Raw genomic sequence first — 25,762 nt, 5'->3', positions numbered from 1 at the left:
ACGAACGGAATCGTCGCCGTCCCCGCCCTGAGCCGACGGATCCGCCCCCAGATCCGGGCGGTCATGGTAGATAGGACACGCGTTGTCGGTGACGCTAACACTCGCGTGTTTCGCGGTCGTGTCGGAGGCCGCGGCATCCGCTCAGCCGGGAGGCGGGCACCCCTCGGCGATGATGTCGAGGGCGCGGGTGACCACCGAGACGATGTCGGGGTCGACGGTGAACTGCCCCGTCGGGGTCATGCGGGTGTAGAGCGCCGCGCACCGCAGGGCCGAGGTCGCTGCGCACGCGGTGACGGTGGCGCGAAGGCGCAGCTCCTCGGATGCCGCAGCCGGCGTCGCGCCCCACCGCACCAGGAGCGTCGCGGCGATGCCCTGCTCCCACTGCATCAGCACGGGCAGCAGTCGGCGCCCGAACGGCAGCAGCTCGGCACGTCGGCCGATGCGGAAGACCAGGGCCGGCGGCCCCTTCTCTGGGACGACCGACAGCACCGACGCGTGGATCGACGCGAGCGGATGCTCGTCACGCGGACGGCTCTCGAGCTCTCGCAGCACGCGGGGGAGGAGGTCGCGAAGATCGTTGCCGATGACGTCCTCCTTGCTCTCGAAGTAGCGGAAGAACGTGCGGCGCGACACGTCGGCGCGCTCGGTGATGTCGGTGACGGTCGTCTCCGCGAAGCCCTTCTCGCTGAAGAGCTCGAGCGCGGCTGTGCGCAGGGCCTCCCTGACCCGGCGGCGGTTGCGCTCGCGGCGGTCGGGCGGGGCATCCGTGGGCGTCATGGGGCCTCCTGTGCAGACATCCTTCACCCGCGGGCGGGCCGGCGTGAAATGGCACTCGAGTGCCACGTGGCACGGTTGCGGGGGCCGAGACGCGTGCATACGGTGAGCGCACCCGTCACCCGCTCGAAGGGACCGCCATGAGACGATCCGCCCCCCTCGCCGTCGTCGCGCTCGCCGCCGTGCTCGCGCTCGCCGGCTGCGGCCAGGTGTCGCGCAGCGACCTGAGTGCCGCTGTGTCGCCGGCGCCCACCGGTACGCCGTCGTCCTCGCTCCCGTCGGCCGCGCCGATCCCCTCGCCGACCGCCGTCGGCACCGGGTCGGGTGGCGCGGGGTCGCTCACCCTCGCGATCACATCGCCGCTCGCGGTGGCGGGGCACGTGAACACCGATGTCGCGTGCGCGGTGTCGGCGCGCACGTATCACGCGAGCGTCGCGTCCGCCGAGATTCAGGGGTACTCGGTGACGATGAGCGTGCGCATCGTCGGGTACACCGGGCCCGGGTCGTGGTCGGGCACGCTCTCCGGCACGATCACCGAGGGTGGTGTCACCTACCCGCTCGCCCTCCCGGCGGTGCCGGTCACCACGACCGCCTCGGGCGGGTCGCTGCACCTCTCGGTGACCGAGAGCGGGCACACGCTCAGCGGCGAGGTCGACTGGGCGTGCGGCGCATGAGCGCGCCCGCCGTGCTCGGAGCGCGCCCGCGGTCGATCCTCGAGGTGGCCGCGCAGAGCGCCCTGGCGCTTCCCACCCGCAACCCGGGCGCGATGCTGCGCCGGCTCACCCGTGACGGGCGCGAGACCATCCGCATGGGGCGCGGTCGGCGGCGGGTCTTCCTGCTGACCGAGCCCGACGATGTGCGCACCCTCCTGGTCACCCACGCGGGCGACGTGCACAAGGGGCCGGGCGTGCAGGCCACGAGCGCGCTGCTCGGGCAGGGTCTGCTGACGTCGGAGGGGGCGGCTCATGCGCGGGCGCGCCGGCTCGTCGGGGCGGCGTTCTCACCCACGCAGCTCGACGCGTACACCGCGGTGATGGTCGAGGAGGTGCAGGCGAGCATCGAGCGGCTGGCCGCGGCATCCGTCGATCTGCACGCCGAGATGACTCGACTCACCCTGCTCATCGTGGGGCGCACGATCCTCGGCGCGCGACTCGACGACCACGCCGACGAGGTGCGCACGGCGCTGCAGACAGCGCTGACCGAGTTCGTGCGCCTGCGGCCCGGAGCGCGCGCGGGCGCCGAGGTCGTGACGTCGGGTCGCATCGTCGAGGCCCGTGAGCGACTGCTCGCCCTCGTGACCCGGTTGGTCGCCGAACGGCGGGCGTCCGGCGCCGACGGGCGCGACGCGCTGTCGACGCTCGTGGCGGCACGCGACCCCGAGAGCGGCGGGGCCGACCGGCTCACCGATGCGGAGATCGCCGACGAGGTGATCACCCTCATGGTCGCCGGTCACGAGACGACCGCGAACGCCATCGCCTTCTGCCTCTGGCAGCTCGCGTCGCGCCCCGACCTGGCCGAACGCATCCGCGCCGAGGTCGATGAGGCGGGGGATGCCTCGTGGCTCGACCCGCGCGGCCGGCTGCCGTTCACGCGGCGGGTCGTGCAGGAGACGATCCGCCTGTTCCCGCCGGCCTGGGTGTTCGGGCGCTCGCTCGACGCGCCGATCGCGTTCGGGGGATTCGAGGCGTCGCCGGGCGACGTCGTCGGGGTGTCGCCCTGGGTCATCCACCGCAGCGCGCGGTGGTACGACGAGCCGACCGTGTTCGATCCCGATCGGTGGGAGCGCCGGCCCGGCGGGCTGCGCTATGACTTCGTGCCGTTCGGTGCGGGGCCGCGCGGGTGCATCGGCGAGCAGTTCGCGTGGATCGAGGCGACCCTCATCGTCGCCATGCTGACCCGCGCGCTCGACATCACGGTCACCCGTCCGGTGCGGCTGGAGTTCACGGTCACGCTGCGGCCGCGGCGGGGGATCGCGGCATCCGCTCGTCGCCGGTCGTGAACGGTGCTCTCGGCCCGGGTCAGATCCAGAAGCCGTCGTGCACGGCCGCCGCCTCGGGCAGCAGCACCGGTCCGATGACCTCGATCGGGCGCCCGCCGCGGGCGAACACCTCGCGGCAGGGGAGCGCGAGCGTCGGGATGCCCTCCTGCGCCTGCACGATGCGGATCAGCTCGTCCTCGCCGAGCGCATAGACGACGCGCGGGATCCCCGCCCAGTAGATCGCGCCGGTGCACATCGCGCACGGCTCGGTGCTCGTGTAGAGCGTGGCGCCCCGCAGCGCCTCGGTCGTGAGCCGCGCGGCGGCGGCGCGCACGAGGTTCGTCTCGGCGTGGCCGGTCGGGTCGTCCTGTGTGACGACCGAGTTCAGGCCCTCGACGACCGTGCCGTCGGGCGCGACCACGACGGCCCCGAACGGATGGTCGCCGCGGTCGCGGGCGGCGCGGGCGAGGGTGATCGCGTGCTCGAGATGGCCGAGGTCGACGGGAGCGAGCGCGTCGGCGGGCAGTGGCGGGGTGAGGCTCACCGGTGTGCCTCCAGGGTCGCGAGGGCGGGCAGGGCACAGGCGGATGCCGCGGCGTCCGCCTCGGTCGGAAGCATCGTGTCGGCGGCGGCGCGGGCGTGGATGGCGCCCCGGCGCTCTCGCAGCGGCACCGCGGATCCGCCGTGGCGTGCTGCGACGATCTCGGCGAGCACCGAGAGCGCGGTCTCCTCGGGGGTGCGTCCGCCGAGGTCGAGCCCGAGCGGCGAGTGCAGCCGGGCGAGGTCGTCGTCGCCGAGCCCCGCCTCGCGCAGCCGCGTGGCACGGTGCGCGACGGTCGAGCGGGCGCCCATCGCCCCGACGAAGCCGACCGGAAGCCGCAGCGCGACCTCGAGGGCGGGCACGTCGAGGCGCTCGTCGTGGGTGAGCACGCAGATCGCAGTGCGGTCGTCGAGGTCGACGGGGTCGAGCGTCGCGAGGAAGTCGTGCGGCAGGTCGACGACGATCCGGGTTGCCGCGGGGAACCTCTCGCGCGTCGCCAGCAGCTCCCACGCGTCGCACACGGTGACTGCGAAGCCGGCGGCGGCGGCCACCCGGCATAGCGCGGCGGCGTGCTCGCCGGCACCCAGCAGGTACAGCGCGGGCGGGGGCGTCTGCACGACGGCGAGCACGGGGCATCCGTCATGCTCGCCGAGGCGCGTCTCGCTGCCGCCGGCGTCGAGGGGGAGGATGCGGCCGGTGTCGGGCCCCGCGGCAACGATGCCGACCGCCGCGCGGCGACCCGCCGCGACGCGTTCGAGAGCGTCGCGCACGACCGTGTCGGCGGGATCGAGCACACTGACCACAGCCTCGATCGAGCCGCCGCAGGCGAGACCGGCGGCGTAGGCCTGCTCGTCGGTGAAGCCGAAGCGCGCGGTCTGACCCCGTCCGGTCGCCAGGCACGAGAGGGCGAGCGCGACCGCATCCGCCTCGACGCAGCCGCCGGAGATCGAGCCGATCGCCCGCGCGTCGGACGTGATCGCCATCGCCGCGCCGGCGCCGCGCGGCGCCGAACGCGCCACGTGCGCGACCGTCACGACCGCGACGCGCTCGCCCGCCGCGAGCAGCGGCAGCAGGTCGGTCGCAAGCTCGAGCATGCCGCCACGCTAGCCCTCGCGTGTTTCGGGCGGGCTACGCTGGCGCGGTGGACGTGACGCCGTTGCCGGTCGTGGGGGCACCCTGCGGGATCGTGCTCGCGGCGGGCGCGGGCACCCGCTACGGCGGGCCGAAGGCGCTCGCGGCCGATGCCGACGGCACGCCCTGGCTCGACCGGGCGGTGGCGCTTCTCGCCGCGTCCGGCTGCGACCCGGTGCTCGTGACGGTGGGCGCCGCCGCGGCGGAGGTCGCCCGGCGCATCCCCGCCCCCGGTCGTGCCGTGCTGGTGCCCGACTGGAACGACGGGCTGTCGGCGAGCGTGCGCTCGGCTCTGGACGCCGCGGCCGCGACCGGGGCGGAGCTCGCGGTGATCGTGCCCGTCGACACCCCGACGCTGCCGGCGGCCGCGGTCGCGCGCGTGCTCGGGGCCGCCGCGGAGGCCGCGGAATCCGCTCTCGTGCAGGCGACCGTCGCGGGCGCCCCGTCGCACCCGGTTCTGATCGGGCGCGACCACTGGGCCGCGGTGGCGGCCACCGTCGCGGGCGACCGGGGTGCCGGCCCCTATCTCGCCGCGCACGGGGCGACATTCGTCGCCTGCGACGATCTGTGGGATGGTCGCGACATCGACGAACGGCCCGCGCCGTGACCGGCGACGAACGCGCCGAGCTCGCCGCGCTGCGACTGCGCGCGTACGGACCCCACGCCGACATCGCGGGAGATCCCGTCGCGCTCGCGCGCCTCGACGTGCTCGAGGGCCGCAGGGCGACGGATGCCGCGGCCCCCGCGGCGACCGTCAGGACACGATCGGTCCTCGAGCCGCCCGTCGTCCGCCCCGCGGACGATCCGGCCACCGAGTCGGGCGCTGTGCCGGGGCCCGGTGCCGGAACGCGTGCGAGCGGTGGGGGTGAGCGCGACGCGGATGGGGCGGCATCCGATGTGTCGCTGTGGCGTCGCATGCGCCCGCGCGTCGATCGGGTCACCGCGATCTGGTGGATCGCGAGCCTCGTCGTCGTGGCCGGGCTGTCGACGGGTACGACGCTTCTCGTCACCCACGTCGTCACCTCGCAGCACGCCGCCGTGCTGCAGCGCATCCCCGGTGATGCGCCGTCGGCAGTCATGTTCACGGGCACGTCCACCTCGTCGCGGGCGTACGAGTCGTACCTCGGGATGTCCGTCTACACGGTGATTCCGCCCGCGGGAGACATGCGGTGCATCGCCGTGATCCCGCAGCCCGATGTCTATCCGGATGCCTCGCTCATCGGCTGCGCACTCGGCACCCTTCCGGTCGTGGTCGATGTGCGTATCGGCACGAGTGCGGACACGAACCCGCTCGCCTCGAACGGTCGTCCGGTCGTCTTCACGCCCGCCGTCGAGCAGGCGTTCCCCGACGGCGCCGATCTGCGGTTCACGGCGCGCGACGACACCGTGACGGTCGACGCCTACCCGGTCGCCCGCACCCCGGTCACGCCCAACTCGTAGCCGCGATCAGCCGGCGACGACGATGTTTATCGGTGCGGCGCCGCGTGCGGCGCGCGTGATCTGATCGCGCAGCACGCGCACCAGGCGGGGGCGCATCGCGCTCGACGCCCCGCCGACGTGAGGGGCGATGAGCACACCCGGCGACCGCCACAGCGGGTGGTCGGCGGGAAGCGGCTCGGGGTCGGTCACATCGAGCGCGGCGCGCAGGCGCCCGGACGCGGTCTCCGCGACGAGCGCGTCGGTGTCGATGAGCGGCCCGCGGCCGACGTTCACGACGAGCGCGCCATCGGGGAGCAGGGCGAGCGCGGCGGCGTCGATGATGTGGCGCGTGCTGTCGCCGCCCGGAAGAGCGAGGATGAGCACCTCGGTGCGCGGCAGCAGGTCGGCGAGCTCGGCGAAGCCGTGCACGGCGACGCCGTCCTCGTCGCGGGCTCGCGAGGCGACGGCGGTGAGGTCGACCTCGAACGGGATCAGTCGCGCGCCGATCGCCTTCCCGACGCCGCCCCAGCCGAGCACGAGCACACGGCGGTCGGCGAGGCTCGTGCCGAAGACCGGGTTCCAGGTGGCGGTCGCGGTGTCGCGGGCGAACTGGTCGAGGCGCCGCAGCGACGCGATCGCGAGACCCACGGCGAGCTCGGCGGTGGAGGTCTCGTGCACGCCCGCGGCGTTCGCGAGCGGAACGCCCGCGGGCAGCAGTGCGGCGATGCCCTCGTAGCCGATCGACTGGCTCTGCACGAGTCCGACCTCGACCCCGGCCAGCTGCCCGAGGGCGGCGTTGAGGTTCTGGTACGGCGGTACGACGATGTCGATGCGGTCGCAGGGGGCGGGGCCGGTCATCGGCCAGACCACCACCTCGACGTTCTCGGGAAGCGGCTGCAGATCACGGGCGAGGCCCTCGGTGGGAACCGAGACGACGAGAGGGGATGTCACACCTCGACGTTACCCCCGCGCCGACGGGCGCCAGGTCGCGGCGTGTGCGCGGTGCTGCACGCCCGGTCGGGTGGTGCGCCCGGCCGGGTCAGGCGGCGGCGCCGACGACGGCCGCGATCGCCGATGAGAAGAACGACAGACCGTCGACGCCCGAGCGCATCGCGGCCGCGGTCGAGGGACCGAAGCCGGGTTCGACGGCGTGCTCGGGGTGCGGCATGAGGCCCACGACGTTGCCCGCCGGGTTGGTGAGGCCGGCGATGTCGCGCAGCGACCCGTTCGGGTTCACGCAGGTGTAGCGGAACGCGACGAGCCCCTCGCCCTCGAGACGGTCGAGCTCGTCGTCGGAGGCGACGTAGCCGCCGTCCGCGTTCTTCAGGGGGATGACGATCTCCTGACCGTCGGCGAAGTCGCTCGTCCACGCGGTGGACGTGTTCTCGACGCGCAGGCGCTGGTCGCGGCGGATGAACTGCTGGTGCGCGTTGCGGATGAGTCCGCCCGGCAGCAGGTGCGCCTCGACGAGCATCTGGAAGCCGTTGCAGATGCCGAGTACGGGCATGCCCTTCGCCGCGGCATCCTTCACGTCCCGCATGATCGGCGCGAGGGCCGCGATGGCGCCGGCACGCAGGTAGTCGCCGTAGCTGAAGCCGCCGGGCAGGATCAGCGCGTCGACGCCGTCGAGATCGTGCGACGCGTGCCACAGGGCGACCGGCTCGGCACCGGCGATGCGCACCGCGCGGCGTGCGTCGACGTCGTCGAGCGAGCCGGGGAAGGTGACGACCCCGATGCGTACCGTCACTCGACGACCTCGATGCCGACGACGTCCTCGATGACGGAGTTCGACAGCACCTCGGCGGCGACACGGGATGCCTCGGCGAGCACCTCGTCGGACACCTCGCCCTCGACGGTCAGCTCGAAGCGCTTGCCGATGCGCACTCCGCTGAAGGCGTCGACGCCGAGTCGCGCGAACGCGCCGGTGACGGCCTTCCCCTGCGGGTCGAGCAGTTCGGCCTTGGGCATGACGTCGACGACGATGGTGGGCATTGCGAAGCTCCGGATGTCGCGGGCAGGGGTTCGCCCCCAGTCTAGGCGCGCGGGGCGCTCACTCGCAGGCGATCCCGTCGCCGTCGCGGTCGAGCTTCGCGGCGTACCCGGGCTGACCGCGGTACAGCGGCGCTTTGCCGGCCGCGCGCACCTCGGAGCAGTTCTTGTAGGCGACGTCCGGTTGCGCGGGTGCGGGTTGGGCGGGTGCGGGCTGCGCCGGCGCCGGGACCGGTTTCGCGGGTGCCGGGGCGGGTGCGGGTTGGGCGGGTGCGGGCTTGGCGGGGGCCGGAGCGGGAGCGGGTTGTGCCGGTGCCGGCTGCGCGACGACGGCCGCCGCCTGGAACGACGATGCCGGGGTCGGCTGCGCGGGGCACGAGGCGAGCACCGACGTCATCGCGGCCTTCTCCGCCGGCGTCACCCAGAGCCCGTAGGTGTTCTTGACGGCGATCTGCCGCGCGACGAACGTGCAGCGGTAGCCGGCGAGCGGCGGGAGCCAGCCCGCGGCATCCAGGTTGCTCTTCGCTTCGTTGAGAGCGCCCTCGACGGCCTGCAGGTTGAGAGGGTCGTTCGCGAGACTGCGACGCTGGTCGGCCGTGAGCGTCTGCGCGCCCGTGGTCCAGGCGTCGGCGAGCGACACCACGTGATCGATCTGCACGAGGGGCGATGTCTTCTCGCCGCGGGTGAACGTCACCACCGCACCGGAGTAGGCCGACGTGAGTGTTCCCGCGGTCACCGTGCAGGAGCCCGGTCGCGTGATGCCGGTCAGATCCCGCGCGAGGATGTCGTTGCGCGTGTCGCACCCGTTCTTGTCGACGTCGGCCCACGCCGGCCCGAAGGCGTCCCGGGAATAGCCGCTGAGCGAGGTCGCCGCCTGCACCGGCAGCGTGGCGAGCACGTCGAGCGCCGATCCCGACGACGCGGTCGAGACGACCACGCTGGCACCGCCGGCCGTGGCGAGGCCCGCCGCCTCGACCGCCTCGTCCGACAGTGAGGTCGGCGTCGGCGTCGGGGCAGCCGGTGTCTGTGAGGCAGTCGTTGCCGGAGCGGATGCTGCTGCCTGCTGCGTCGACGGCCTGTCGAGCCGGCTGCCGGCCGCTGCCGCGGCGCCGACGAAGAGCACCAATCCCATGCCGAATGCGAGGGCGGCCAGCCCCCGCGTCGAGAGACCGACGACCCTGATGCCGCCTCGCACGAAGGCGACGATCGCGACGACGATCGTCGCCGGCGCCACGATGAGCGCGATGATGATTCCGACCGCCGGCGGTGTGACGGCGGCGACAACGATGAGCGCGACCGTGGCTGCGAGCAGCACGATCCAGCGCTTCCTCCCCACGTTCCCCATGAGCGTCAGCATTTCTCAGTTACACAGCTCTGTCAAAGCTCACACATCGCCGACGCTCATACTTTGCGCCGGAGCATCCGAGGGTCGAACTCGACGAGCAGACCCGTATGCGGGATCCAGGTTCCACATGGGAGATTCCCGTCCCATCGTCGAATCGATTCGAGGAACGCTCGGACGTGCCCAATAATGGGGGCCATGAGCGTCTCCCCCCGCCGTTTCCCCGACGACTTCCTCTTCGGTGCCGCGACCGCCGCATTCCAGATCGAGGGAGCCGCGCACGTCGACGGGCGCCGCGACTCGATCTGGGACGCGTTCTGCCGCGTGCCCGGCGCGGTCATCGCGGGTGACGACGGCGAGACCGCCTGCGACCACTACCACCGCTACCCGCAGGACGTCGCGCTCATGAAGCGCCTGGGGCTGCAGACCTACCGGTTCTCGGTGTCGTGGTCACGGGTGCGACCCGACGGCGGCGCGCTCAACCCGGCGGGCATCGACTTCTACTCGCGGCTCGTCGACGAACTGCTCGGCGCCGACATCCTGCCGTGGCTCACGCTCTATCACTGGGATCTTCCGCAGGCGCTGCAGGAGCGAGGCGGTTGGACGGTGCGTGACACCGCCGAGCGCTTCACCGAGTACGCCCTCGACGTGCACGACGCCCTCGGCGACCGGGTGAACGTCTGGACGACGCTCAACGAGCCGTGGTGCTCGTCCTTCCTCAGCTACACCGCGGGCCTCCATGCTCCCGGCCACTATTCGCGACGCGAGGGGCTGCTCGCGGCCCATCACCTGCTGCTCGGCCACGGCCAGACGGTGATGCAGCTGCGCGCCCGCGACGCCGACCTGTCGCTCGGCATCACCCTCAACCTCACCGGCGCTCAGCCCGCCGATCCGTCCGACCCGCGCGACCTCGATGCCGCCCGCCGCATCGACGGCCAGTTCAACCGCTGGTTTCTCGACCCGGTGTTCCTCGGGGCGTACCCCGCGGACGTCGTCGACGACATCCGCGCCGTCGACCCCGAGGCGGTCGATGCGCTCGAGGCGGCCGTGCGGCCGGGCGACCTCGCCGTCATCTCGACGCCGATCGACGCACTCGGCGTGAACTACTACCACAACGAGTTCGTCGGTGGACGCGTGCCCGAGCAGGCGCCGCCCGCCGATCAGGCTCCCACCGAGCGTGAGGGCGCCTCGCCCTTCCCCGCCGCCGACGACGTGCACTGGTTCGAGCGGGGACTGCCGCGCACCGGCATGGGATGGGAGGTGCAGCCCGAGGGGCTCACCGACCTGCTCGTGCGGGTCGCGACCCAGTACGCGGATGCCGCGGGCACCCGCCTCTTCGTCACCGAGAACGGCGCCGCCTACGACGACGAGCTCGTCGTCGATGACGGTGAGCGCCGGGTGCACGACGTCGACCGGGTGGCGTTCCTGGAGGGGCATGTCGCCGCGATCCACGCCGCGATCGAGCGGGGTGTGGACGTCGGCGGCTACTTCTACTGGTCGCTGCTCGACAACTTCGAGTGGGCCTGGGGCTACGAGAAGCGCTTCGGCATCGTGCGGGTCGACTACGACACCCAGGAGCGCACGCCGAAGGACTCCGCGCTCGCGTACGCGCGCATCATCGCCGACCGGGCGGTGTGATCGCGCCTCCCTTACCCGCCCGCGCGCCTCAGGCGAGGTGCGCGACCAGTTCGTTGTTCCACGGGTCGGCGAACGTGACGGTGCGGCCGTCGTTCGCGGTGGCGATGCCGTGGTGCGAGAGGCGCTCGCCGAGCTCGCCGATCGCGTCGCCGTCGGGCAGCGCGAGCTCGACCCGGCCGAGGCCGAGGGCGGGCATACGGGGGCCGGCGCCGCGCGAGTTCCACACGTTCATCGCCATGTGGTGGTGGTAGCCGCCGGCCGACACGAACAGCGCCTGGTTGCCCATGCTCGCGGTGGCGTCGAAGCCCAGGGTGTCGACGTAGAACGCGCGGGCGGTCGCGACATCCCCGACCGACAGGTGCACGTGACCGACGGATGCCGCGTCCCCCGCCGTCGAACCCGCGGCGGCCTGCTCGGTGAGGTGTTCCGACAGGAACGCGTTCGGGTCGAGGTAGAGCGTCGCCATCTCGACCTGGCCGTGGGTCCACGACCAGGCGGTGCGCGCGCGGTCCCAGTAGAGCTCGATGCCGTTGCCCTCGGGGTCGGTGAAGTAGAACGCCTGGCTGACGACGTGGTCGGCGCTGCCGGTGAAGGTCTGCGGGGCGTGGCGGGCGACGCTGTAGAGCGCGGCGGCGAGGGCTGCGCGACTCTCGAACAGGATCGCGGTGTGGAACAGTCCCGCCGATCCGGCGGGGGCGTGCCGCAGGCTCGGGTCGTGACGCAGGATCACGATGGGCCGGCCGGCGCGTCCGAGGGTGACGGTGTCGCCCTCGGCGGTGAGCACCTCGAGGGTGACGACGTCCCGGTAGTAACGCGTCATCGCGTCGAGGTCGCCGACGAGCAGGGTCACGGCGCCCATCGCGGTGTCGGCGGCGAGTTTTTCATTCATACGAATACTTAACACCCACCGGGCCGCGTCATTCCCGCGGTCAAGCTCCGAGTTTGACCAGAAGCTCGCGGTAGCGTGCGGACGCCCGCTCGACCACCTCGCCGGGCAGCGTCGGCGGCTCACCGGCACCGTCCCAGTGCGCGCTCAGCCAGTCCCGCACGATCTGCTTGTCGAAGCTCGCCATGCGCTCGGCCGGGGTCTCGCCGGTGCGCCAGGCCGCGGCATCCCAATAGCGCGACGAATCGGGGGTCAGCACCTCGTCCGCGAGCGTCATCACGCCGTTCGCGTCGAGGCCGAACTCGAACTTCGTGTCCGCGAGGATCAGTCCGCGCTCCTCCGCCGCTGCGGCCGCGCGGCCGTAGACCTCGAGCGAGAGGGCGCGCAGCGTCTCGGCGTTCTCGACCCCGACGAGCTCGATGGTGCGCTCGAAGGTGATGTTCTCGTCGTGCTCGCCGAGCGGCGCCTTGTACGCGGGCGTGAAGATGGGCTCGGGCAGCCGGTCGCCGTTGGTCAGACCCGCCACGATCGGGATGCCGCACACCGTGCCCGACTGCCGGTACTCCGCCCAGCCCGACCCGGTGAGATAGCCGCGCACGACGCACTCGATCGGCTGCATGTCGAGGGCGGCGACCACCATCGCGCGGTCGGCGACCGCCGCCGGGGGCTCGTCTCCCGTGAGGTGATTCGGGATGCCGCGCCCCCCGTCGCCGCCCGCGAGGCGGTCGAACCACCACAGGCTCAGCTGCGTCAGCACGGCGCCCTTCCCGGGGATGCCCGGCTCGAGCACATGGTCGAAGGCGCTCACCCGATCGCTCGCCACGACGAGGAGGCGGGAGGCCGCGGCATCCGCTGCCGTGTCGTCGGGCACATACAGGTCGCGGACCTTGCCGGAGTACACGTGTCGCCAGCCGGGGAGTGCGGGGGTGCTCGTCACCCGCCCATTATCGCGGGCGCGCCCGTCACGCGTCGGCGATGAGGCGCTTGCCGGTCACCGTCACGTCGACGCGTTCGTATCCGAGCGCATCGTAGAAGCCCAGCACCTGCTCGTTGCCGGCGCGCACCATGAGCTGCACCTTCGGACAGCCGAGAGCGGTGAGACGGGACTCGGCCTCGGCGACCAGCGCGCGGCCGATGCCCTCGCCACGGTTCCGGGGGCTGGTCGCGAGGTACGACAGCCACCCACGGTGCCCGTCGTAGCCCGCCATCACCGTCCCGACGATCGCATCGTCGTCCGCGGCGACGAGCAGCAGGTCGGGCCACAGCGTGCGTGCACGTTCGATGTCGCGGCGCGGGTCGTTCCAGGGCCGCGTGAGCCCGCTCTCCTCCCACAGTGCGACGACGGCCTCGATGTCGGCGGGCCGCAGGGGTCGGATGTCGCGGGGCATGCCCCGAGGCTAGCGGGGGCTCACTCGGTGAGTTCGTCGACGAACGCGAAGGCTTCTCCGACCGCGGCGTCCCAATGCGCGAGTTCGGCGACATCGAGCACCGCCCACTCCCGCATCGGCCGCCCTCGCATCGCCATGCGTGTGCCCCAGCCCTCTGCGGAGATCTCGTCCACGCGGGCCTCGGGGAGTTTGAGGATGAGGCCGCCGTCGAACCCGACGAAGGCGAACACCTTGCCCCTCACGCGCAGACCCTCGGAGCCGAACATGCGCCCGATGTCGACCCCGTCGCGCGCGAGATAGCGCTGGGCGATGGGGTCGAATGCCTCGTGGGCGCGGTCGCGCGCGGCGTGATCGACCATGCGCACATCGTAGGGCGCGGATGTCGGTGCCCCCGAGCACGATCTTTCCGGAGCGGCTTCCGATGCCGCCGGCGGGGTATATAGTCCACATGGACTAATCAACTCGGAGTAATCATGTCGGACCACGTCGATCGCCTCAGCCCCATGGGGGTCATGGTGCTCGCTCTGTTGCGCGAAGGCCCGATGCATCCCTACGAGATGATGCGGCTGCTGCGCGAGCGACGCGAAGACCGCCTCCTCACACTCGCGAACGGCACGCTCTACCACGCGGTGGCCAAGCTCGCCGCCGCCGAGCTGATCGTCGAGACCGGTGTCGACCGCGACGGCAACCGCCCCGAGCGAACCACGTACGCCCTCACCCCCGAAGGGGACGAGACGGTCGCAGCCTGGGTGCGTCGCGAGCTTCCCCGCATCGACCGGCCCGCCTCGTTCCGCATCGCGCTCGCCGAGGCCCACAACCTCGACCGCACCGAGACCGTCGCGCTGCTGCGTGAGCGCCGCGCCGCGCTCGAGGCCGAGGCCGACGACATCGCCCGCATGCGCTGCGATGCCGACGCCCGCGGGTCCGAGCCCCAATACCTCGTCGAGATCGTGCGGCAGCAGGCGCTGCTCACCGCCGACCTCGCCTGGATCGACCGACTCCTCGACGACCTGGTCACCCAGGCCTACCCGTGGGGCGTGCACGCGTCCGCGTGAGCCCCGACCCCCCGCATCCTCTTCGCCAGAAAGGCACCCCGTGAGCCAGACCTCCACCGGAGCGACCCGCACCCCCGCGGCCGCCCACCCGCGCAGCCCGTGGCCCGCGCTGTGGGCCCTCATCATCGGCTTCTTCATGATCCTGGTCGACACCACGATCGTCTCCGTCGCCAACCCCGCCATCAAGGCGGCGCTCGATCCCGCGACCTCCAACCTCGACAACGTCGTGTGGGTCACGAGCGCCTACCTGCTCACCTACGCCGTGCCGCTGCTGATCACCGGACGTCTCGGCGACCGATTCGGCCCGAAGAACATCTACCTCATCGGTCTCGCCGTCTTCACGCTCGCCTCGGTCGGCTGCGGACTGTCCACGACCCTTCCGATGCTCATCGCGATGCGCGCCGTGCAGGGCCTCGGCGCGGCCCTGGTCACGCCGCAGACCATGGCCGTCATCACGCGCACCTTCCCGCCGAACCAGCGCGGTGCCGCCATGGGCCTGTGGGGCGCGACGGCCGGTGTGGCCATGCTCGTCGGCCCGCTCGCCGGCGGCCTGCTCGTCGACGGCCTCGGCTGGGAGTGGATCTTCTTCGTCAACCTGCCGGTCGGCATCATCGGCTTCGTCATGGCCGTCATCCTCGTGCCGAAGCTGCCCACCCACCCCCACAAGTTCGACCTCGTCGGGGTCGTGCTGAGCGCCGCCGCGCTGTTCCTCATCGTCTTCGGCCTGCAGGAGGGGGAGAGCTACGACTGGAACGGCTGGATCTGGACGATGATCGCCGGGGGCGTGGTGCTTCTCGTCCTCTTCGTGTGGACCCAGGCGCGCACCAAGAGCGAGCCGCTCGTGCCGCTCGGGCTGTTCCGGGATCGCAACTTCTCCGCCGCCAACCTCGGCATCGCCGCCGTCGGCTTCACCGTGACGAGCATGTCGCTGCCGCTGATGTTCTTCTACCAGCTCGCCCTCGGGCGAACGCCGACCGAGTCGGCGCTGCTGCTCATCCCCATGGCGCTGTTCGCGGGCGGTCTCGCGCCGGTCGCCGGTCGTCTCCTCGACCGCATCGACCCGCGCCTCATGCTCGTTCCCGCCCTGCTCGCGGTCGCCGGATCCCTCGTCTGGTACGCCCTCATCATGAAGCCCGACACCCCGGTGTGGGCATTCCTGCTGCCCTCGGCGCTCATGGGTATCGGCAACGCGGGAATGTGGGGGCCGCTCGCCACCTCGGCGACCCGCAACCTGCCGCCCCGCCAGGCGGGCGCCGGCGCGGGCATCTACAACACCACCCGCACGATCGGCTCGGTCATCGGCTCCGCCGCGGTCGCCGCCTTCATGCAGGGGCGGCTCCAGGACAACCTTCCCGGAGCGGGCTCGCACACGGGCGACTTCACCGCCGGCGCCCTCCCGAGCATGATCGCGGGACCGTTCGCGACGGCGATGGCGCAGACGATGATCCTGCCGATCGTGGTGATCTTCGTCGCGGTGATCGCCGCGCTGTTCCTGCGCAAGGTACCGGCGCCGACCTACGGCGCGGGCGCTCCCGCCGGCGAGCCTGCTGCCTCGGCCGGCGGCCACTGACCCGACACCACGAGGCCCGCACCCCGATCAGGGTGCGGGCCTCGTGGTGTGCAGGGGCGGATGCCGCGGCTCAGTGCTCCACGACGCGCGCGGCGATGTCGGTGCGGTACTGGCCGCCGTCGAGCTCGATGCGGGACAGGGCGTCGTAGGCGCGCTCCCGCGCCTCGCCGAAGGTGGATCCGAGCGCGACCACGTTGAGCACGCGACCCCCGGTGGCGATGAGTCCCTGCTCGGTGTCGGCAGTCGCGGCGTGCGCGACGTGGACGCCGTCGACGGCGTCGGCGGCGTCGAGCCCGCGGAGAGCGCGTCCGGTCTGCGGGGCATCCGGGTAGCCCTCGCTCGCCAGCACGACCGTCACCGCGACCGCGTCGGCGAAGGCGGGCTTCGGCTGGTCCTCGAGCGTGCCGGATGCCGCGGCCAGCAGCAGCCGCGACAGCGGATCGATGAGGCGCGGCAGCACGATCTGGGTCTCGGGGTCGCCGAAGCGTGCGTTGAACTCGATGACCTTCACGCCCGCCTCCGTGATGATGAGGCCCGCGTAGAGGAGCCCGATGAACGGGGTGCCCTCGGAGTCGAGCTGACGGATGACGGGCTCGGCGACGTCCCGGGTCACGAGCTCGACGAACTCCTCCTCGCCACCGAAGCGCTCCGACAGCCAGGGGAGGGGCGAGTAGGCGCCCATGCCGCCGGTGTTCGGGCCCTCGTCGCCGTCGCGCAGACGCTTGAAGTCCTGGGCGGGGGAGAGCGGCAGCACGTGGTCGCCGTCACTGAGGAAGAAGAGCGACACCTCGGGTCCGGCGAGGAACTCCTCGACGAGCACCGGCCCCGACGGCAGGTAGTGGGCGGCGTGGGCGAGGGCGGCCTCGCGGTCGCTCGTCACGATCACGCCCTTGCCGGCGGCGAGCCCGTCGGCCTTGACGACGTGGGGGGCGCCCAGATCGTCGAGCGCCGCGGCGGTCGACGCCAGATCGTGCGCGCGGATCGCCCGCCCGGTCGGCACGCCCGCGGCATCCATGATGCGCTTCGCGAACGCCTTCGAGCCTTCGAGCTGGGCGGCAGCGCGGCTCGGGCCGAAGACGGGGATGCCGCGCTCGCGCACCGCGTCGGCGACGCCGGCGACGAGCGGCGCCTCGGGGCCGATCACCACGAGGGCGATGTCGTGCTCGAGTGCGAAGGCGGTGACGGCCGCGGGGTCGACCGGGTCGAGGTCGACGAGGGCGGCGTCGCGAGCGATGCCGGCGTTGCCGGGGGCCGCGAAGATGACGTGCTCCTCGTCCTCCGAGCGCAGCGAGAGGATGATGGCGTGCTCGCGCGCGCCCGAGCCGAGGACGAGGATTCTCACCCGGTCAGCCTACCGACGGGCTACCGTCGAGCTGTGCCCCCGAAGATCGACACCGGCGACGGCCGGGCCGCCCTCGCGGCGGTCGCCGCGACCGACGCGCCGGCCCGCGCCGACCTGGCGACGGCGGTGCGCTACCTGCTGCAGCTGCTCCTCGAGAAGGCGCCCGGGCACACGGTCGAGGTGCGGGTGCCGCCGTTCGGGGCCGTGCAGGTCATCGAGGGTCCGCGGCACACGCGCGGCACGCCGCCGAACGTCGTCGAGACCGACGCGCGCACCTGGATCGCCCTCGCGACGGGCCAGCGGTCGTGGGCGGATGCCGCGGCCGCCGGCCTCATCGTCGCGTCGGGCGTGCGCGCCGACATCTCCGATCTGCTGCCGCTGCGCCCCTGAGCCGCGGCGCTCCGCCGCGCGCGGCACTGGAAGGCACGCCGCGCGCCGCGCGGAACCCCGCCCGCCGCGCGGCGTGCCTTCTCACCGGCGTCGCGGCACGAGCACAGGCATGCCGGCGGCGTCGGTCAGGCGATCGACCGGCTGCCCGTAGACCTCGCTCACCCGCTCCGGGGTGAGCACGTCGGCGGCGCTCCCGGTCGCAACGACGCGCCCCGCGGCGAGCAGGGTGACCGTGTCCGCATAGGCGAGCGCCGCGTTGAGGTCGTGCAGCACGACGACCACGGCGTCGCCCGCCCGGGCTCGATCCCTCGCGATGCGCAGCACGTCCTCCTGGTGGCGCAGGTCGAGCGCCGCGGTCGGCTCGTCGAGCAGCAGCACATCCGCGCGTTGCGCGAGCACGCGCGCGAGCCCCACCCGGGCGCGTTCGCCGCCCGAGAGCGAGGTCACGACGCGGTCGGCGAGGTGGGTCACATCGGTGGCGGCGAGTGCCTCGGCGATCACGTCGTCATCCTCGGATGCCGCGGCGCTCCCCTGCCACGGAGCGCGACCCATCGCCACCACCTCCCGGGCGCGGAACGCGAACGACACCGAGTTCTGCTGCAGCAGCACGGCCCGGCGCCGGGCGAGCGCTCGAGACCCGAGACGGTCGAGCGGGGTGCCGTCGAGCGTGACCGCGCCGGCGGATGGCCCGATGTCGCCGGCGAGCACGCCGAGCAGGGTCGACTTCCCCGCGCCGTTCGGGCCGACGAGGGCGTGGAAGGTGCCGGGGCGCACTGCGAGGTCGACGTCGGCGAGCAGAGACGTCGCACGCCCGGCGATCTGCACGTGCACGCCCGCGGCGCGCAGCATCCGTTCGGTCATCCCCAGCCCCCCGCCTGCCGACGCGTGCGCACGAGGAGCCAGAGGAAGAACGGCCCTCCGACGAGGGCGGTGAGCATGCCGATCGGCAGGTCCGCGAGAGGCACCGCGGTGCGCGCGATGAGGTCGGCGATCGCGAGCAGCAGGGCGCCGCCCAGTGCGCTCGCAACCGTGAGGCGCAGATGGCCGGGGCCGATGAGCATGCGCATGAGGTGCGGGACGACGAGCCCGACGAAGCCGATGATGCCCGCGAACGACACCGCCGCGCACACCAGCACGGCGACGACCACGATCACGAACAGCCGCAGCGCCTCGACGCGCACCCCGAGATGGCGCGCCGTGCGCTCGCCGAGGGCGAGCAGGTCGAGGCGCCGAGCCACCACGATCGTCGCGACGACACCGGCGATCACGAGCGGGGCGACGAGCGCGATGCTCGACCAGAGCGCGCCGTTCAGGCTGCCGAGCTGCCAGAAGACGATCTGCTCCCGGGTCGACGACGTGCCGAGGAAAGTGAGCAGAGCGAGGCCGGCGCCGCCGATCGCGTTGATCGCGATGCCGGTGAGCAGCAGGGTCACGACTTCTGTGCGCCCACCCGACCGGCTGATGGCGTACACGGCGAGCACGGCGGCGAGTCCGCCGACGAAGGCGAGTGCGGGAGTCGTCCACGTGCCGAGCACGCTGAGCCCGAAGGTGAGGCTGGCCGCGGCGCCGAGGGCTGCGCCGGACGAGACGCCGACCACTCCGGCGTCGGCGAGCGGATTGCCGAAGATGGCCTGCATCGCGACACCCGAGACGGCGAGGGCCGCGCCCACGAGCACGCCGAGCACGATGCGCGGCAGGCGCACGCTCGTGACGACTCCGGCGGCGGGGGAGGGGGCGGCATGCCCGGAGAGCGCATGCCAGAGTGCCTCGACCACCTGCAGCGGGCTGAGAGGGTACTGACCCGCCCCGAGCGAAATGACGAGGGTGACCAGGAGCGCGACGGCGAGCACGACGACGGTGGTCGCGAAGCGCCCGCGGCCCGCGCGTGCGGGCGCCGGCAGCACGGTCTCGCCGCTCATGAGGCGGGGGTTGCGCTCGCGCCGGCACCCGGGGCGTCGTCGCCGGGAGTGCGCAGCGCCGCGGCGAGCGCGCGCACCACGTCGGCGGAGTGTGGCCCGAACGCCAGGATCTGCCCGTCGGCCATGTCGACGACCCGGCGGTGCTCTCCGGCGGGCGTCTGCTGCAGGGCCGGCACCCGCTCGAGCAGTCCGTCGATGCCGCCGACTGAGGCGAGCCCGTCGGTCATCATCAGCAGCACGTCGGGCTGCGCGGCGGCGAGAGCCTCCGCTGTCATCGGACGCATCCCCTCCCAGCCGATCTCGCCGGCGACGTCGATGCCGCCGATCGCCTCGATGAGGGAGTCGGCGCCGGAGTCCCGGCCGAAGATGTAGTACACGTTCGCGCTGCCGCGCACGTAGAGGAACAGCACGCGGGGGCGGGCGGATGCGGCATCCGTCGCCGCGACCTCGGCCTGCGCCGCCGCGACGTCCGCCGTCAGCCGTGCCGCGAGGGCGGAGCCCCGGCTCGGCACCCCGAGAGCGCGCGCGATCTCGTCGGTGAGAGCCGCCGTGCCGTCGAGCCTCCGCTCGGATGAGATCACGACGACCGCGATGCCGGCGTCGCGCAGCTGCTGGCGCACCTCCTTCGGGCCGATCGTCGTGTCGGTGAGCACGACCGTCGGCGCGAGGGACAGGATCGCCTCCGCGTTGAGCGTGTGGCCGCCCTGCGTGACGACGGGCAGGTTCTCCGCGCCCGGAAAGGTCGTCGACGAGTCACGGCCGACGACGTGGTCGCCGAGTCCGAGTCCGAAGACGGTGGCGGCGATCGTGCCGGAGATGTCGATAGGCAGGATGCGTTCGATCGAGGCGACGGTGACGCTCCGGTCCTCGGCGTCGACGACGGTCGTGGGCAGCACGGCCGCGGTCTGATCGGCGACCGGGGTGATTGCCCGGTCATCGAGGCAGGCGGTGGTGACGCCGGTGAGGCCGCGCGCGTCGACGACGGCGGCGGCCGATGCCGGGGTGTCGCAGGTCGCTGATGCCGTGCTTCCGGCGCTCGCGCACGCGGTGAGGGTGATCGCGAGGGCCGTGGCAGCGAGCGCAGCCGACGTCGAACGGATGCGGTGAGAGAGGCTCATATTTAGGCAAGGCTAACCTAAAACTTGACGATCTCTCAGCGGGACCTCTAGCGTGCAAGGGAGGTTAGGTCACCCTAACTCGTTCCTTCCCATCCCGATCCGCGCCGTGTCCCGGCGCCCGCAGGAGCATGCCGTGAGTTCCCTCGCACCACCCCGTTCTCTCCGTCCCGTCATCGCGTCCGTGGTCGCGATGCTGCTCGTGATCATGGGCCTCGTCGTGCCGACGCAGCTCGCCGTCGCGGCCGATTCGCCCACGCTGTCGGCCGGTCTCGTCCCGAGCGCCGGCGGTGCCGTCACCGTGACCGGTTCCGGTTTCAGCTCCGCATCCCCCGGGCTCTACCTGGGCGTTCGAGCGGAGGGCGCTTCGAGCGACACCTTCACCGTCTGGCTCGACGTCGCGAACACCGACGGCGACCTTCCCGGCCTGGGTCGCACGGCGCCGATGAACGCCGACGGATCCTTCCAAGTGGATGTCACGGTGCCCGCCGCGACGGACGGCACGTCCTACGTGCTGTTCGCCCGCAAGGCTCACGGCATCCCTGACGCGTCGCAGCGGGTCACGCAGTCCTTGACCTACGCGCCGGTGCCCGCGACCCCGTCGCTGACCGTCTCTCAGACCTCCGGTCTCGACCCGCAGGGCCAGACCCTCACGGTCATCGCCAGCGGCTACGACGGTTCCGCCGTCTCCCGCTACGGGGCCGGCAAGGCGGGCTTCTACATCCAGGTCGGCTGGCTCGCGCCCACGTGGCGCCCGTCCGAGGGTGCCCTGTCGTCGGCGCGCTCGAACGCCGCATCGACGTGGGTCGCCGACGCCGCCAACTCGTTCGCCCCCACGAAATGGACGGTCGCCGCCGACGGCACCGTCGGAGCCGAGTGGACCGTCGACGTGACCCAGGCCGCGCTCGACGCCGTCAAGATCGAGGGCGGCAGCCTGGCCGTCTTCACCGTCGGCGCCGGCGGCGTCGTGCAGGCCGCGGCCGAGCGGGCGGTGCCGATCACCTTCGCGCCCGATCGGCGGGCTGCGGCATCCGTGACCTCTGCCACGGCCGATCAGGGCCTCGCCGTGCATGTCGACGCGACCGGGCTCGGCTCGGTCTCCGGCGCGTACGTCGCACTCATCGAGAAGGGAACCGAGGCGGATGTCACCGCTTCCGACGGCTCCGCAGCGATGACGTGGGCGCGCGGCATCACCGGCGGCGTGCTGAGTACCGACCTGATCGCGCCCGCCGCAAAGCTCGACCCCGCGCTCGACTACGAGGTCATCGTGTGGCAGCAGCACACCCTCCCGTCGGCGGGCACCCTGTACGCCCGCGCCGACCTGACGGTCACCGAGGCTCAGTGGCAGCAGGTCTTCCCCGGCGCCCCGACCCCGACGCCCACTCCGACCGACACGCCCACGCCGAACCCGACGTCGTCCCCGACGCCCACACCAACGCCGACGCCGACCACCCCCGCCCCCGAGACCGTCGCCGGCGGATCGCTCTCATGGCCGATCTCGTCGAGCTTCACGCGCTACGTGACCGGTCCGATCGCCCACGGCAGCGTGATCGTGTCGGGAGGCGCGACCCTGAGTGACGGCGTCTACCGCTTCGGTCAGGCCGCAGGCAGCACGTTCGACGGCTCGATGGGAACCGTCTCGTACGTCGGCTCGGTGCGATACGTCGGGCACGGGGGCATCTTGGACGTCACCGTCGCCAACCCGCAGATCCGCCTGACGTCGGCGACCGCGGGCGCCCTCGTGGTCACCTCGGGCGGTCGGGAGGTCGTCTTCGCCACCCTCGAGCTCGCGGGCGCCACCCGCACCGAGGCGAGCGGCGCCGTCACCTACGCCGGTGTGGCGGCGACCCTCACCGACGCCGGCCGCACACAGGTGTTCGGCGGGAACGCCACCACGCTCGACCCGCTCACCTTCACCGTCGGCGCGGCGGCGGCGGCGCCTGCGGGCGCGACGGGCACGGTCGCGACCGCGTCGAGTGCGGTCCGCACCACCCGATCGATCCCGGCGACCCCGCCGGCGACCACGGGCATCGAGCTCGACGAGGCGACCCTCGCCGCGCTGCAGTCCGGTGACCGCGTGACCGTCACGGCGAGCGGCTTCCAGTCGGGCGAGACCGGCATCTCGATCGTCGTCTACTCGACGCCGACGCTGCTCGACACGGTGGCGGCGGATGCCTCGGGCACCGCCACCTGGACCGGCACGCTGCCGGCGACCCTCGCCGACGGCGCACACACGCTGACGTTCCAGGGGTCGGTGAGCCGCGGCATCCCGTTCACGCTCACCCGCGCCGTCGCGACAGCGCTCGGCACCTGCCAGGCGACCGCCGCGACGCTCGACTGGGGCGTCAAGGAGTCGTTCCGCACCTACATCGAGGGTATCGCCGCCGGCGGCTGGCAGCTCGAGGGCGTGACCTACGCCTACCCGGTGTTCTCGTGGGCCACGGGCACCGGCGCCGTCGACCCCGAGGCGCTGGTCGGCACGGTCATGTTCGGCGGCAGCGTCCGGTTCACAGGTCACGGCGGCGCTCTGGACACGACGCTCGCGAACGCGCGGATCGAGTTCGCCGGAGACGTCGGCTATCTCGTGTTCGACGTGACCGGCACGACCCAGGCCGGTGAGGCCGTGGCGCAGCACGACGTGCGGTTCGCCCAGTTCGCCCTGACCCCGTCGGTGCGGGACGCAGCCGGCATCACCCTGACGGATGCCGCCACCACCCTCACCCCTGCGGGCGCAGCGGCGTTCGGCACGTACTCGGCCGGGGAGCAGCTCGATCCGGTGTCGGCGTCGATCGCCCTGCCGTCCGGGTGCGCGGCCGCGGCGCAGTCCTCGAGCGGGTCGGGCGCAACCGAGGTCACGGCCGCGGGCGCCGAGCTCACCTCCGATGACACCGCGCTCGTGTGGCCGTGGTTCGTGGGCGGCGGCGTGCTGCTCGCGGCCGCCGTGCTCGCCGCGGTGCTGGTGGTGCGGCGCCGCCGGGCCTGAGCCCCGGTCGGTCAGCCGGCCGGTCGGTCCGCCGGCCAGACGGCACTGTGCGCGGCAGGCGGAACCCCGCCCGCCGCGCACCGTGCCGTCTCACCGACATCGCCGCGCGCTGTGCGGTTCCCGCCGCGGAACCCGCGCGGCGACCGCGGTGCGACAATGGAGGCGTGAGCGACACCCCCGACACCTCGGCCCCCGTGCGTCAGCGCGCGACGGTGCGGCGCGCGCCGAAGTTCACGGTCTTCCTCGTGATCGGCGCGGCGGTCGGGCTCGTGGCCGCGATGGTGCTGACCTTCGCGTTCCACGGTGCGGACGAGACGAGCGTGACGGGCGTCACCTACACGCAGCTGCAGGTCTTCGGCTTCCTGCTGCTCGTGTGCGTGGCCGTCGGCGTGCTGCTGGCGCTGCTGGTCGCTGTGGTGCTCGATCGCACCGTCGGCCGCCGGGTCGTCGAGGTCGAGGTCGAGCGCGACCGCATCCGCATCGAGGAGTGACGCGCCCGGTCACGCCAGGTCGGCGATGATCGGGTGCAGCGCCGAGTCGAACGCCACCACGTCGTCGCGCAGCCCGTCGGTCACCGCGATCGTGAGTGAGCCGATCCACCACACGCCGCGCTGAGCCAGCGGTAGCACCTGCACGTTCAGTTCGAACGAGTGGGCGGGGCGGCCCACCTGCCGCTCGTGATCGGCGATCGCGCTGCGGTATGCCCGCGCCGACGCACGCGGGGTGGCGGCGGCATCCGCACGATACGACTCGTGTGCACGCTCGGCGTACGCGAGCGCCGGCCGCGCGTGCGGGGCGATGTGCTGGCGCAGCTCGTCGGCTCCCTCGATCGGCAGGGCGACGAGCGTCTCGAATCCGCCGACCAGCGCGAGGGGAACGGGCGACGGATGCGCCTGCGGCTCGACCGTCATGGCCCAGAACGCGCGCCACTGCCGTTCGAGGGTCTGCTGCAGGTCGGCGTCGCGGGCGGGGTCGGCGAGAGGGATGCCGCGCAGCACCGGCAGCTCGTCAGGGGAGCGGAGCCCCAGCACCTGCCTCAGATAGAGGGCGAGGAGAACCGGGCGTCCGGCATCCTCACGGACCACCCACTGCGCATCCCCGGCGCTCATGGCGCCAGTGTAGGGCGGAGGTGCGCGCGTCGCGGGTAGGCTGGGCGCGTGGTCGATTCCCCGCGCAATCCGTATTCCGAGGCCGGTGTCGATACGGCGGCGGGTGACCTGGCGGTCGAGCTCATGAAGTCCGCCGTCAAGCGCACGCACGGACCCGAGGTGCTCGGCGGTGTCGGCGGGTTCGCGGGGCTGTTCGACGCCTCGGCGCTCACGGGCTACACGCGCCCGCTGCTCGCCTCCAGCACCGACGGCGTCGGCACGAAGGTCGCGATCGCGCAGGCCATCGACAAGCACGACACCATCGGCCAGGATCTCGTCGGCATGGTCGTCGACGACATCGTCGTGGTCGGTGCGAAGCCGCTGTTCATGACCGACTACATCGCGTGCGGCAAGGTCTTCCCCGAGCGCATCGCCGACATCGTGCGCGGCATCGCGCACGGCTGCGCCGAGACCGGCACGGCCCTGGTCGGCGGCGAGACCGCCGAGCACCCGGGGCTGCTCGGCATCGGTGACTACGACGTGGCGGGCGCGGCGACCGGAGTGGTCGAGGCCGATCGCGTGCTCGGCTACGAGCGCGTGCAGTCCGGCGACGTCGTGCTCGCGCTCGGCTCGAGCGGACTCCACTCGAACGGCTTCTCGCTCGTGCGCCACATCGTCGCGCGTGCGGGCATCCAGTACGGCGACAACGCCGCCGACTTCGGCACGACGTGGGGTGAGGCGCTTCTCGAGCCGACCCGTCTCTACACGACGCCGCTGCTCGGCCTCATCGACGCGTTCGGCGACCGCATCCATGCGCTCAGCCACGTCACCGGCGGCGGCATCGCCGCCAACCTCGCCCGGGTGCTGCCCCGGTCGACCTGGGTCGAGCTCGACCGCTCCACCTGGTCGCCCGCGCCCGTCTTCCGTGTGCTCGCCGACCTCGGCCAGCTCGACCTCGTCGAGACCGAGGGCACCTGGAACCTCGGCATCGGCTTCCTCGCGATCGTCTCGGCGGACAAGGCGGATGCCGCGGCATCCGCTCTCATCGATGCCGGCATCCCCACGTGGCAGGTCGGCGTCGTGCGCGACGGCGCCCTGCCCGACGGCCACTTCGAGCATGGCGCCAAGGGGGTCGACGGCGGCTCGGTCCGTCTCGTCGGCGCTTACGCCGGCGGCCCCGCCACCCACCTCACCCCCGGAGCGAAGTAACACCT

27 protein-coding genes are annotated in these 25,762 nt (G+C 72.8%); 11 read left to right on the top strand and 16 right to left on the bottom strand.

The genetic code is table 11. From position 1 onward, the window contains the following. Positions 1-141: 141 nt before the first annotated feature. Positions 142-777 carry a TetR family transcriptional regulator gene (locus BGO15_RS01150; protein ID WP_048808983.1) on the bottom strand — a complete coding sequence of 212 codons (636 nt, stop codon included), beginning with the start codon at positions 775-777 and terminating at the stop codon, positions 142-144. Positions 778-914: 137 nt separating this feature from the next. Between BGO15_RS01150 and BGO15_RS01145 the strand changes: the two genes are divergently transcribed. Together BGO15_RS01145 and BGO15_RS01140 are read left to right on the top strand one after the other, a co-directional pair. Further along, positions 915-1,448: a hypothetical protein gene (locus BGO15_RS01145; protein WP_056519690.1), complete on the top strand. Its 534-nt coding sequence runs from the start codon at positions 915-917 to the stop codon at positions 1,446-1,448. Beyond that, entirely contained in the window at positions 1,445-2,773 is a 1,329-nt protein-coding gene (locus tag BGO15_RS01140; RefSeq protein WP_156454800.1) for a cytochrome P450, read from the top strand. The genes BGO15_RS01145 and BGO15_RS01140 overlap by 4 nt, the downstream gene beginning before the upstream one ends. A gap of 19 nt (positions 2,774-2,792) precedes the next feature. On the opposite strand, the gene BGO15_RS01135 is transcribed toward BGO15_RS01140, so the two are convergent. Together BGO15_RS01135 and BGO15_RS01130 are read right to left on the bottom strand one after the other, a co-directional pair. Then, a complete protein-coding gene (locus BGO15_RS01135; RefSeq protein WP_235557461.1) occupies positions 2,793-3,296 on the bottom strand; it encodes a nucleoside deaminase in 504 nt (167 codons plus the stop codon). Next, positions 3,293-4,387 (bottom strand): XdhC family protein, encoded by a 1,095-nt coding sequence (locus BGO15_RS01130; RefSeq protein ID WP_056206245.1) that lies wholly within the window; start codon positions 4,385-4,387, stop codon positions 3,293-3,295. Before BGO15_RS01130 ends, BGO15_RS01135 begins: the two co-directional genes overlap by 4 nt. Before the next feature lie 47 nt (positions 4,388-4,434). Between BGO15_RS01130 and BGO15_RS01125 the strand changes: the two genes are divergently transcribed. Then, positions 4,435-5,031 carry a nucleotidyltransferase family protein gene (locus tag BGO15_RS01125; RefSeq protein ID WP_235557462.1) on the top strand — a complete coding sequence of 199 codons (597 nt, stop codon included), beginning with the start codon at positions 4,435-4,437 and terminating at the stop codon, positions 5,029-5,031. Then, positions 5,028-5,864: a hypothetical protein gene (locus tag BGO15_RS01120; RefSeq protein ID WP_056206247.1), complete on the top strand. Its 837-nt coding sequence runs from the start codon at positions 5,028-5,030 to the stop codon at positions 5,862-5,864. Before BGO15_RS01125 ends, BGO15_RS01120 begins: the two co-directional genes overlap by 4 nt. 6 nt (positions 5,865-5,870) lie before the next feature. Here the strand turns inward: BGO15_RS01120 and BGO15_RS01115 are convergent, their stop codons facing one another. The 4 genes from BGO15_RS01115 to BGO15_RS01100 form a co-directional block, all read right to left on the bottom strand. Then, positions 5,871-6,794 (bottom strand): 2-hydroxyacid dehydrogenase, encoded by a 924-nt coding sequence (locus tag BGO15_RS01115; RefSeq protein WP_056519694.1) that lies wholly within the window; start codon positions 6,792-6,794, stop codon positions 5,871-5,873. A gap of 88 nt (positions 6,795-6,882) precedes the next feature. Then, the gene (gene purQ / locus BGO15_RS01110) at positions 6,883-7,590 is read right to left on the bottom strand and encodes a phosphoribosylformylglycinamidine synthase subunit PurQ (RefSeq protein ID WP_056519697.1); all 708 of its coding nucleotides are present in this window, start codon (positions 7,588-7,590) and stop codon (positions 6,883-6,885) included. After that, entirely contained in the window at positions 7,587-7,835 is a 249-nt protein-coding gene (gene purS, locus BGO15_RS01105) for a phosphoribosylformylglycinamidine synthase subunit PurS (RefSeq protein WP_045248005.1), read from the bottom strand. Before purS ends, purQ begins: the two co-directional genes overlap by 4 nt. 58 nt (positions 7,836-7,893) lie before the next feature. Then, positions 7,894-9,189, bottom strand: a complete 1,296-nt coding sequence (locus BGO15_RS01100) for an excalibur calcium-binding domain-containing protein (protein WP_235557463.1) — start codon at positions 9,187-9,189, stop codon at positions 7,894-7,896. Positions 9,190-9,372: 183 nt separating this feature from the next. Between BGO15_RS01100 and BGO15_RS01095 the strand changes: the two genes are divergently transcribed. Beyond that, on the top strand, positions 9,373-10,812 hold the full coding sequence (locus BGO15_RS01095) for a GH1 family beta-glucosidase (RefSeq protein ID WP_056206254.1): 1,440 nt from the start codon (positions 9,373-9,375) through the stop codon (positions 10,810-10,812). A 28-nt stretch (positions 10,813-10,840) separates the two neighbouring features. Here BGO15_RS01095 and BGO15_RS01090 read toward each other — a convergent pair whose 3' ends face one another. From BGO15_RS01090 to BGO15_RS01075, 4 genes are read right to left on the bottom strand one after another with little or no spacing between them, the layout of a single operon-like run. Then, complete coding sequence (locus BGO15_RS01090) at positions 10,841-11,701, bottom strand: VOC family protein (RefSeq protein ID WP_056519698.1); 861 nt, start codon at positions 11,699-11,701, stop codon at positions 10,841-10,843. A 40-nt stretch (positions 11,702-11,741) separates the two neighbouring features. Beyond that, positions 11,742-12,635, bottom strand: a complete 894-nt coding sequence (locus tag BGO15_RS01085) for a phosphoribosylaminoimidazolesuccinocarboxamide synthase (RefSeq protein ID WP_056519701.1) — start codon at positions 12,633-12,635, stop codon at positions 11,742-11,744. 25 nt (positions 12,636-12,660) lie between these two features. Beyond that, positions 12,661-13,086, bottom strand: a complete 426-nt coding sequence (locus BGO15_RS01080) for a GNAT family acetyltransferase (protein WP_056206256.1) — start codon at positions 13,084-13,086, stop codon at positions 12,661-12,663. A gap of 20 nt (positions 13,087-13,106) precedes the next feature. Further along, entirely contained in the window at positions 13,107-13,445 is a 339-nt protein-coding gene (locus BGO15_RS01075) for a hypothetical protein (protein ID WP_056206259.1), read from the bottom strand. A 114-nt stretch (positions 13,446-13,559) separates the two neighbouring features. Here BGO15_RS01075 and BGO15_RS01070 point away from each other — a divergent pair, with 114 nt between their 5' ends. Further along, positions 13,560-14,141 carry a PadR family transcriptional regulator gene (locus tag BGO15_RS01070; protein ID WP_056206260.1) on the top strand — a complete coding sequence of 194 codons (582 nt, stop codon included), beginning with the start codon at positions 13,560-13,562 and terminating at the stop codon, positions 14,139-14,141. 136 nt (positions 14,142-14,277) lie between these two features. Further along, complete coding sequence (locus BGO15_RS01065; RefSeq protein ID WP_156454804.1) at positions 14,278-15,711, top strand: DHA2 family efflux MFS transporter permease subunit; 1,434 nt, start codon at positions 14,278-14,280, stop codon at positions 15,709-15,711. A 70-nt stretch (positions 15,712-15,781) separates the two neighbouring features. On the opposite strand, the gene purD is transcribed toward BGO15_RS01065, so the two are convergent. Further along, positions 15,782-17,053 (bottom strand): phosphoribosylamine--glycine ligase, encoded by a 1,272-nt coding sequence (purD, locus tag BGO15_RS01060; protein ID WP_056206264.1) that lies wholly within the window; start codon positions 17,051-17,053, stop codon positions 15,782-15,784. Positions 17,054-17,086: 33 nt separating this feature from the next. On the opposite strand from purD, the gene BGO15_RS01055 reads away from it, so the two are divergent. Further along, positions 17,087-17,443 carry a sterol carrier family protein gene (locus BGO15_RS01055; RefSeq protein ID WP_045247582.1) on the top strand — a complete coding sequence of 119 codons (357 nt, stop codon included), beginning with the start codon at positions 17,087-17,089 and terminating at the stop codon, positions 17,441-17,443. 81 nt (positions 17,444-17,524) lie between these two features. On the opposite strand, the gene BGO15_RS01050 is transcribed toward BGO15_RS01055, so the two are convergent. Genes BGO15_RS01050 through BGO15_RS01040 form a run of 3 tightly spaced genes read right to left on the bottom strand, consistent with a single transcriptional unit; the run spans position 17,525 to position 20,480 of the window. Further along, positions 17,525-18,304, bottom strand: coding sequence for a heme ABC transporter ATP-binding protein (locus tag BGO15_RS01050; RefSeq protein WP_200930820.1), 780 nt, complete (start codon positions 18,302-18,304; stop codon positions 17,525-17,527). Further along, on the bottom strand, positions 18,301-19,362 hold the full coding sequence (locus tag BGO15_RS01045; RefSeq protein ID WP_056206268.1) for a FecCD family ABC transporter permease: 1,062 nt from the start codon (positions 19,360-19,362) through the stop codon (positions 18,301-18,303). The genes BGO15_RS01050 and BGO15_RS01045 overlap by 4 nt, the downstream gene beginning before the upstream one ends. Continuing rightward, entirely contained in the window at positions 19,359-20,480 is a 1,122-nt protein-coding gene (locus tag BGO15_RS01040; protein WP_235557464.1) for a heme/hemin ABC transporter substrate-binding protein, read from the bottom strand. The genes BGO15_RS01045 and BGO15_RS01040 overlap by 4 nt, the downstream gene beginning before the upstream one ends. Before the next feature lie 133 nt (positions 20,481-20,613). Between BGO15_RS01040 and BGO15_RS01035 the strand changes: the two genes are divergently transcribed. Together BGO15_RS01035 and BGO15_RS01030 are read left to right on the top strand one after the other, a co-directional pair. Next, the gene (locus BGO15_RS01035; RefSeq protein ID WP_056519706.1) at positions 20,614-23,460 is read left to right on the top strand and encodes an HtaA domain-containing protein; all 2,847 of its coding nucleotides are present in this window, start codon (positions 20,614-20,616) and stop codon (positions 23,458-23,460) included. A 164-nt stretch (positions 23,461-23,624) separates the two neighbouring features. Beyond that, on the top strand, positions 23,625-23,951 hold the full coding sequence (locus BGO15_RS01030; RefSeq protein WP_048809093.1) for a hypothetical protein: 327 nt from the start codon (positions 23,625-23,627) through the stop codon (positions 23,949-23,951). Between the two features lie 9 nt (positions 23,952-23,960). Here BGO15_RS01030 and BGO15_RS01025 read toward each other — a convergent pair whose 3' ends face one another. Further along, positions 23,961-24,569: a hypothetical protein gene (locus BGO15_RS01025; RefSeq protein ID WP_045247551.1), complete on the bottom strand. Its 609-nt coding sequence runs from the start codon at positions 24,567-24,569 to the stop codon at positions 23,961-23,963. A 48-nt stretch (positions 24,570-24,617) separates the two neighbouring features. Here BGO15_RS01025 and purM point away from each other — a divergent pair, with 48 nt between their 5' ends. Then, on the top strand, positions 24,618-25,757 hold the full coding sequence (gene purM, locus BGO15_RS01020; RefSeq protein ID WP_056206270.1) for a phosphoribosylformylglycinamidine cyclo-ligase: 1,140 nt from the start codon (positions 24,618-24,620) through the stop codon (positions 25,755-25,757). The last annotated feature ends 5 nt before the right edge of the window (positions 25,758-25,762 follow it).

Source organism: Microbacterium sp. 71-23 (assembly GCF_001897265.1).
Lineage (GTDB): Bacteria > Actinomycetota > Actinomycetes > Actinomycetales > Microbacteriaceae > Microbacterium > Microbacterium ginsengisoli.
This window is presented reverse-complemented; position numbering and strand designations above follow the sequence as displayed.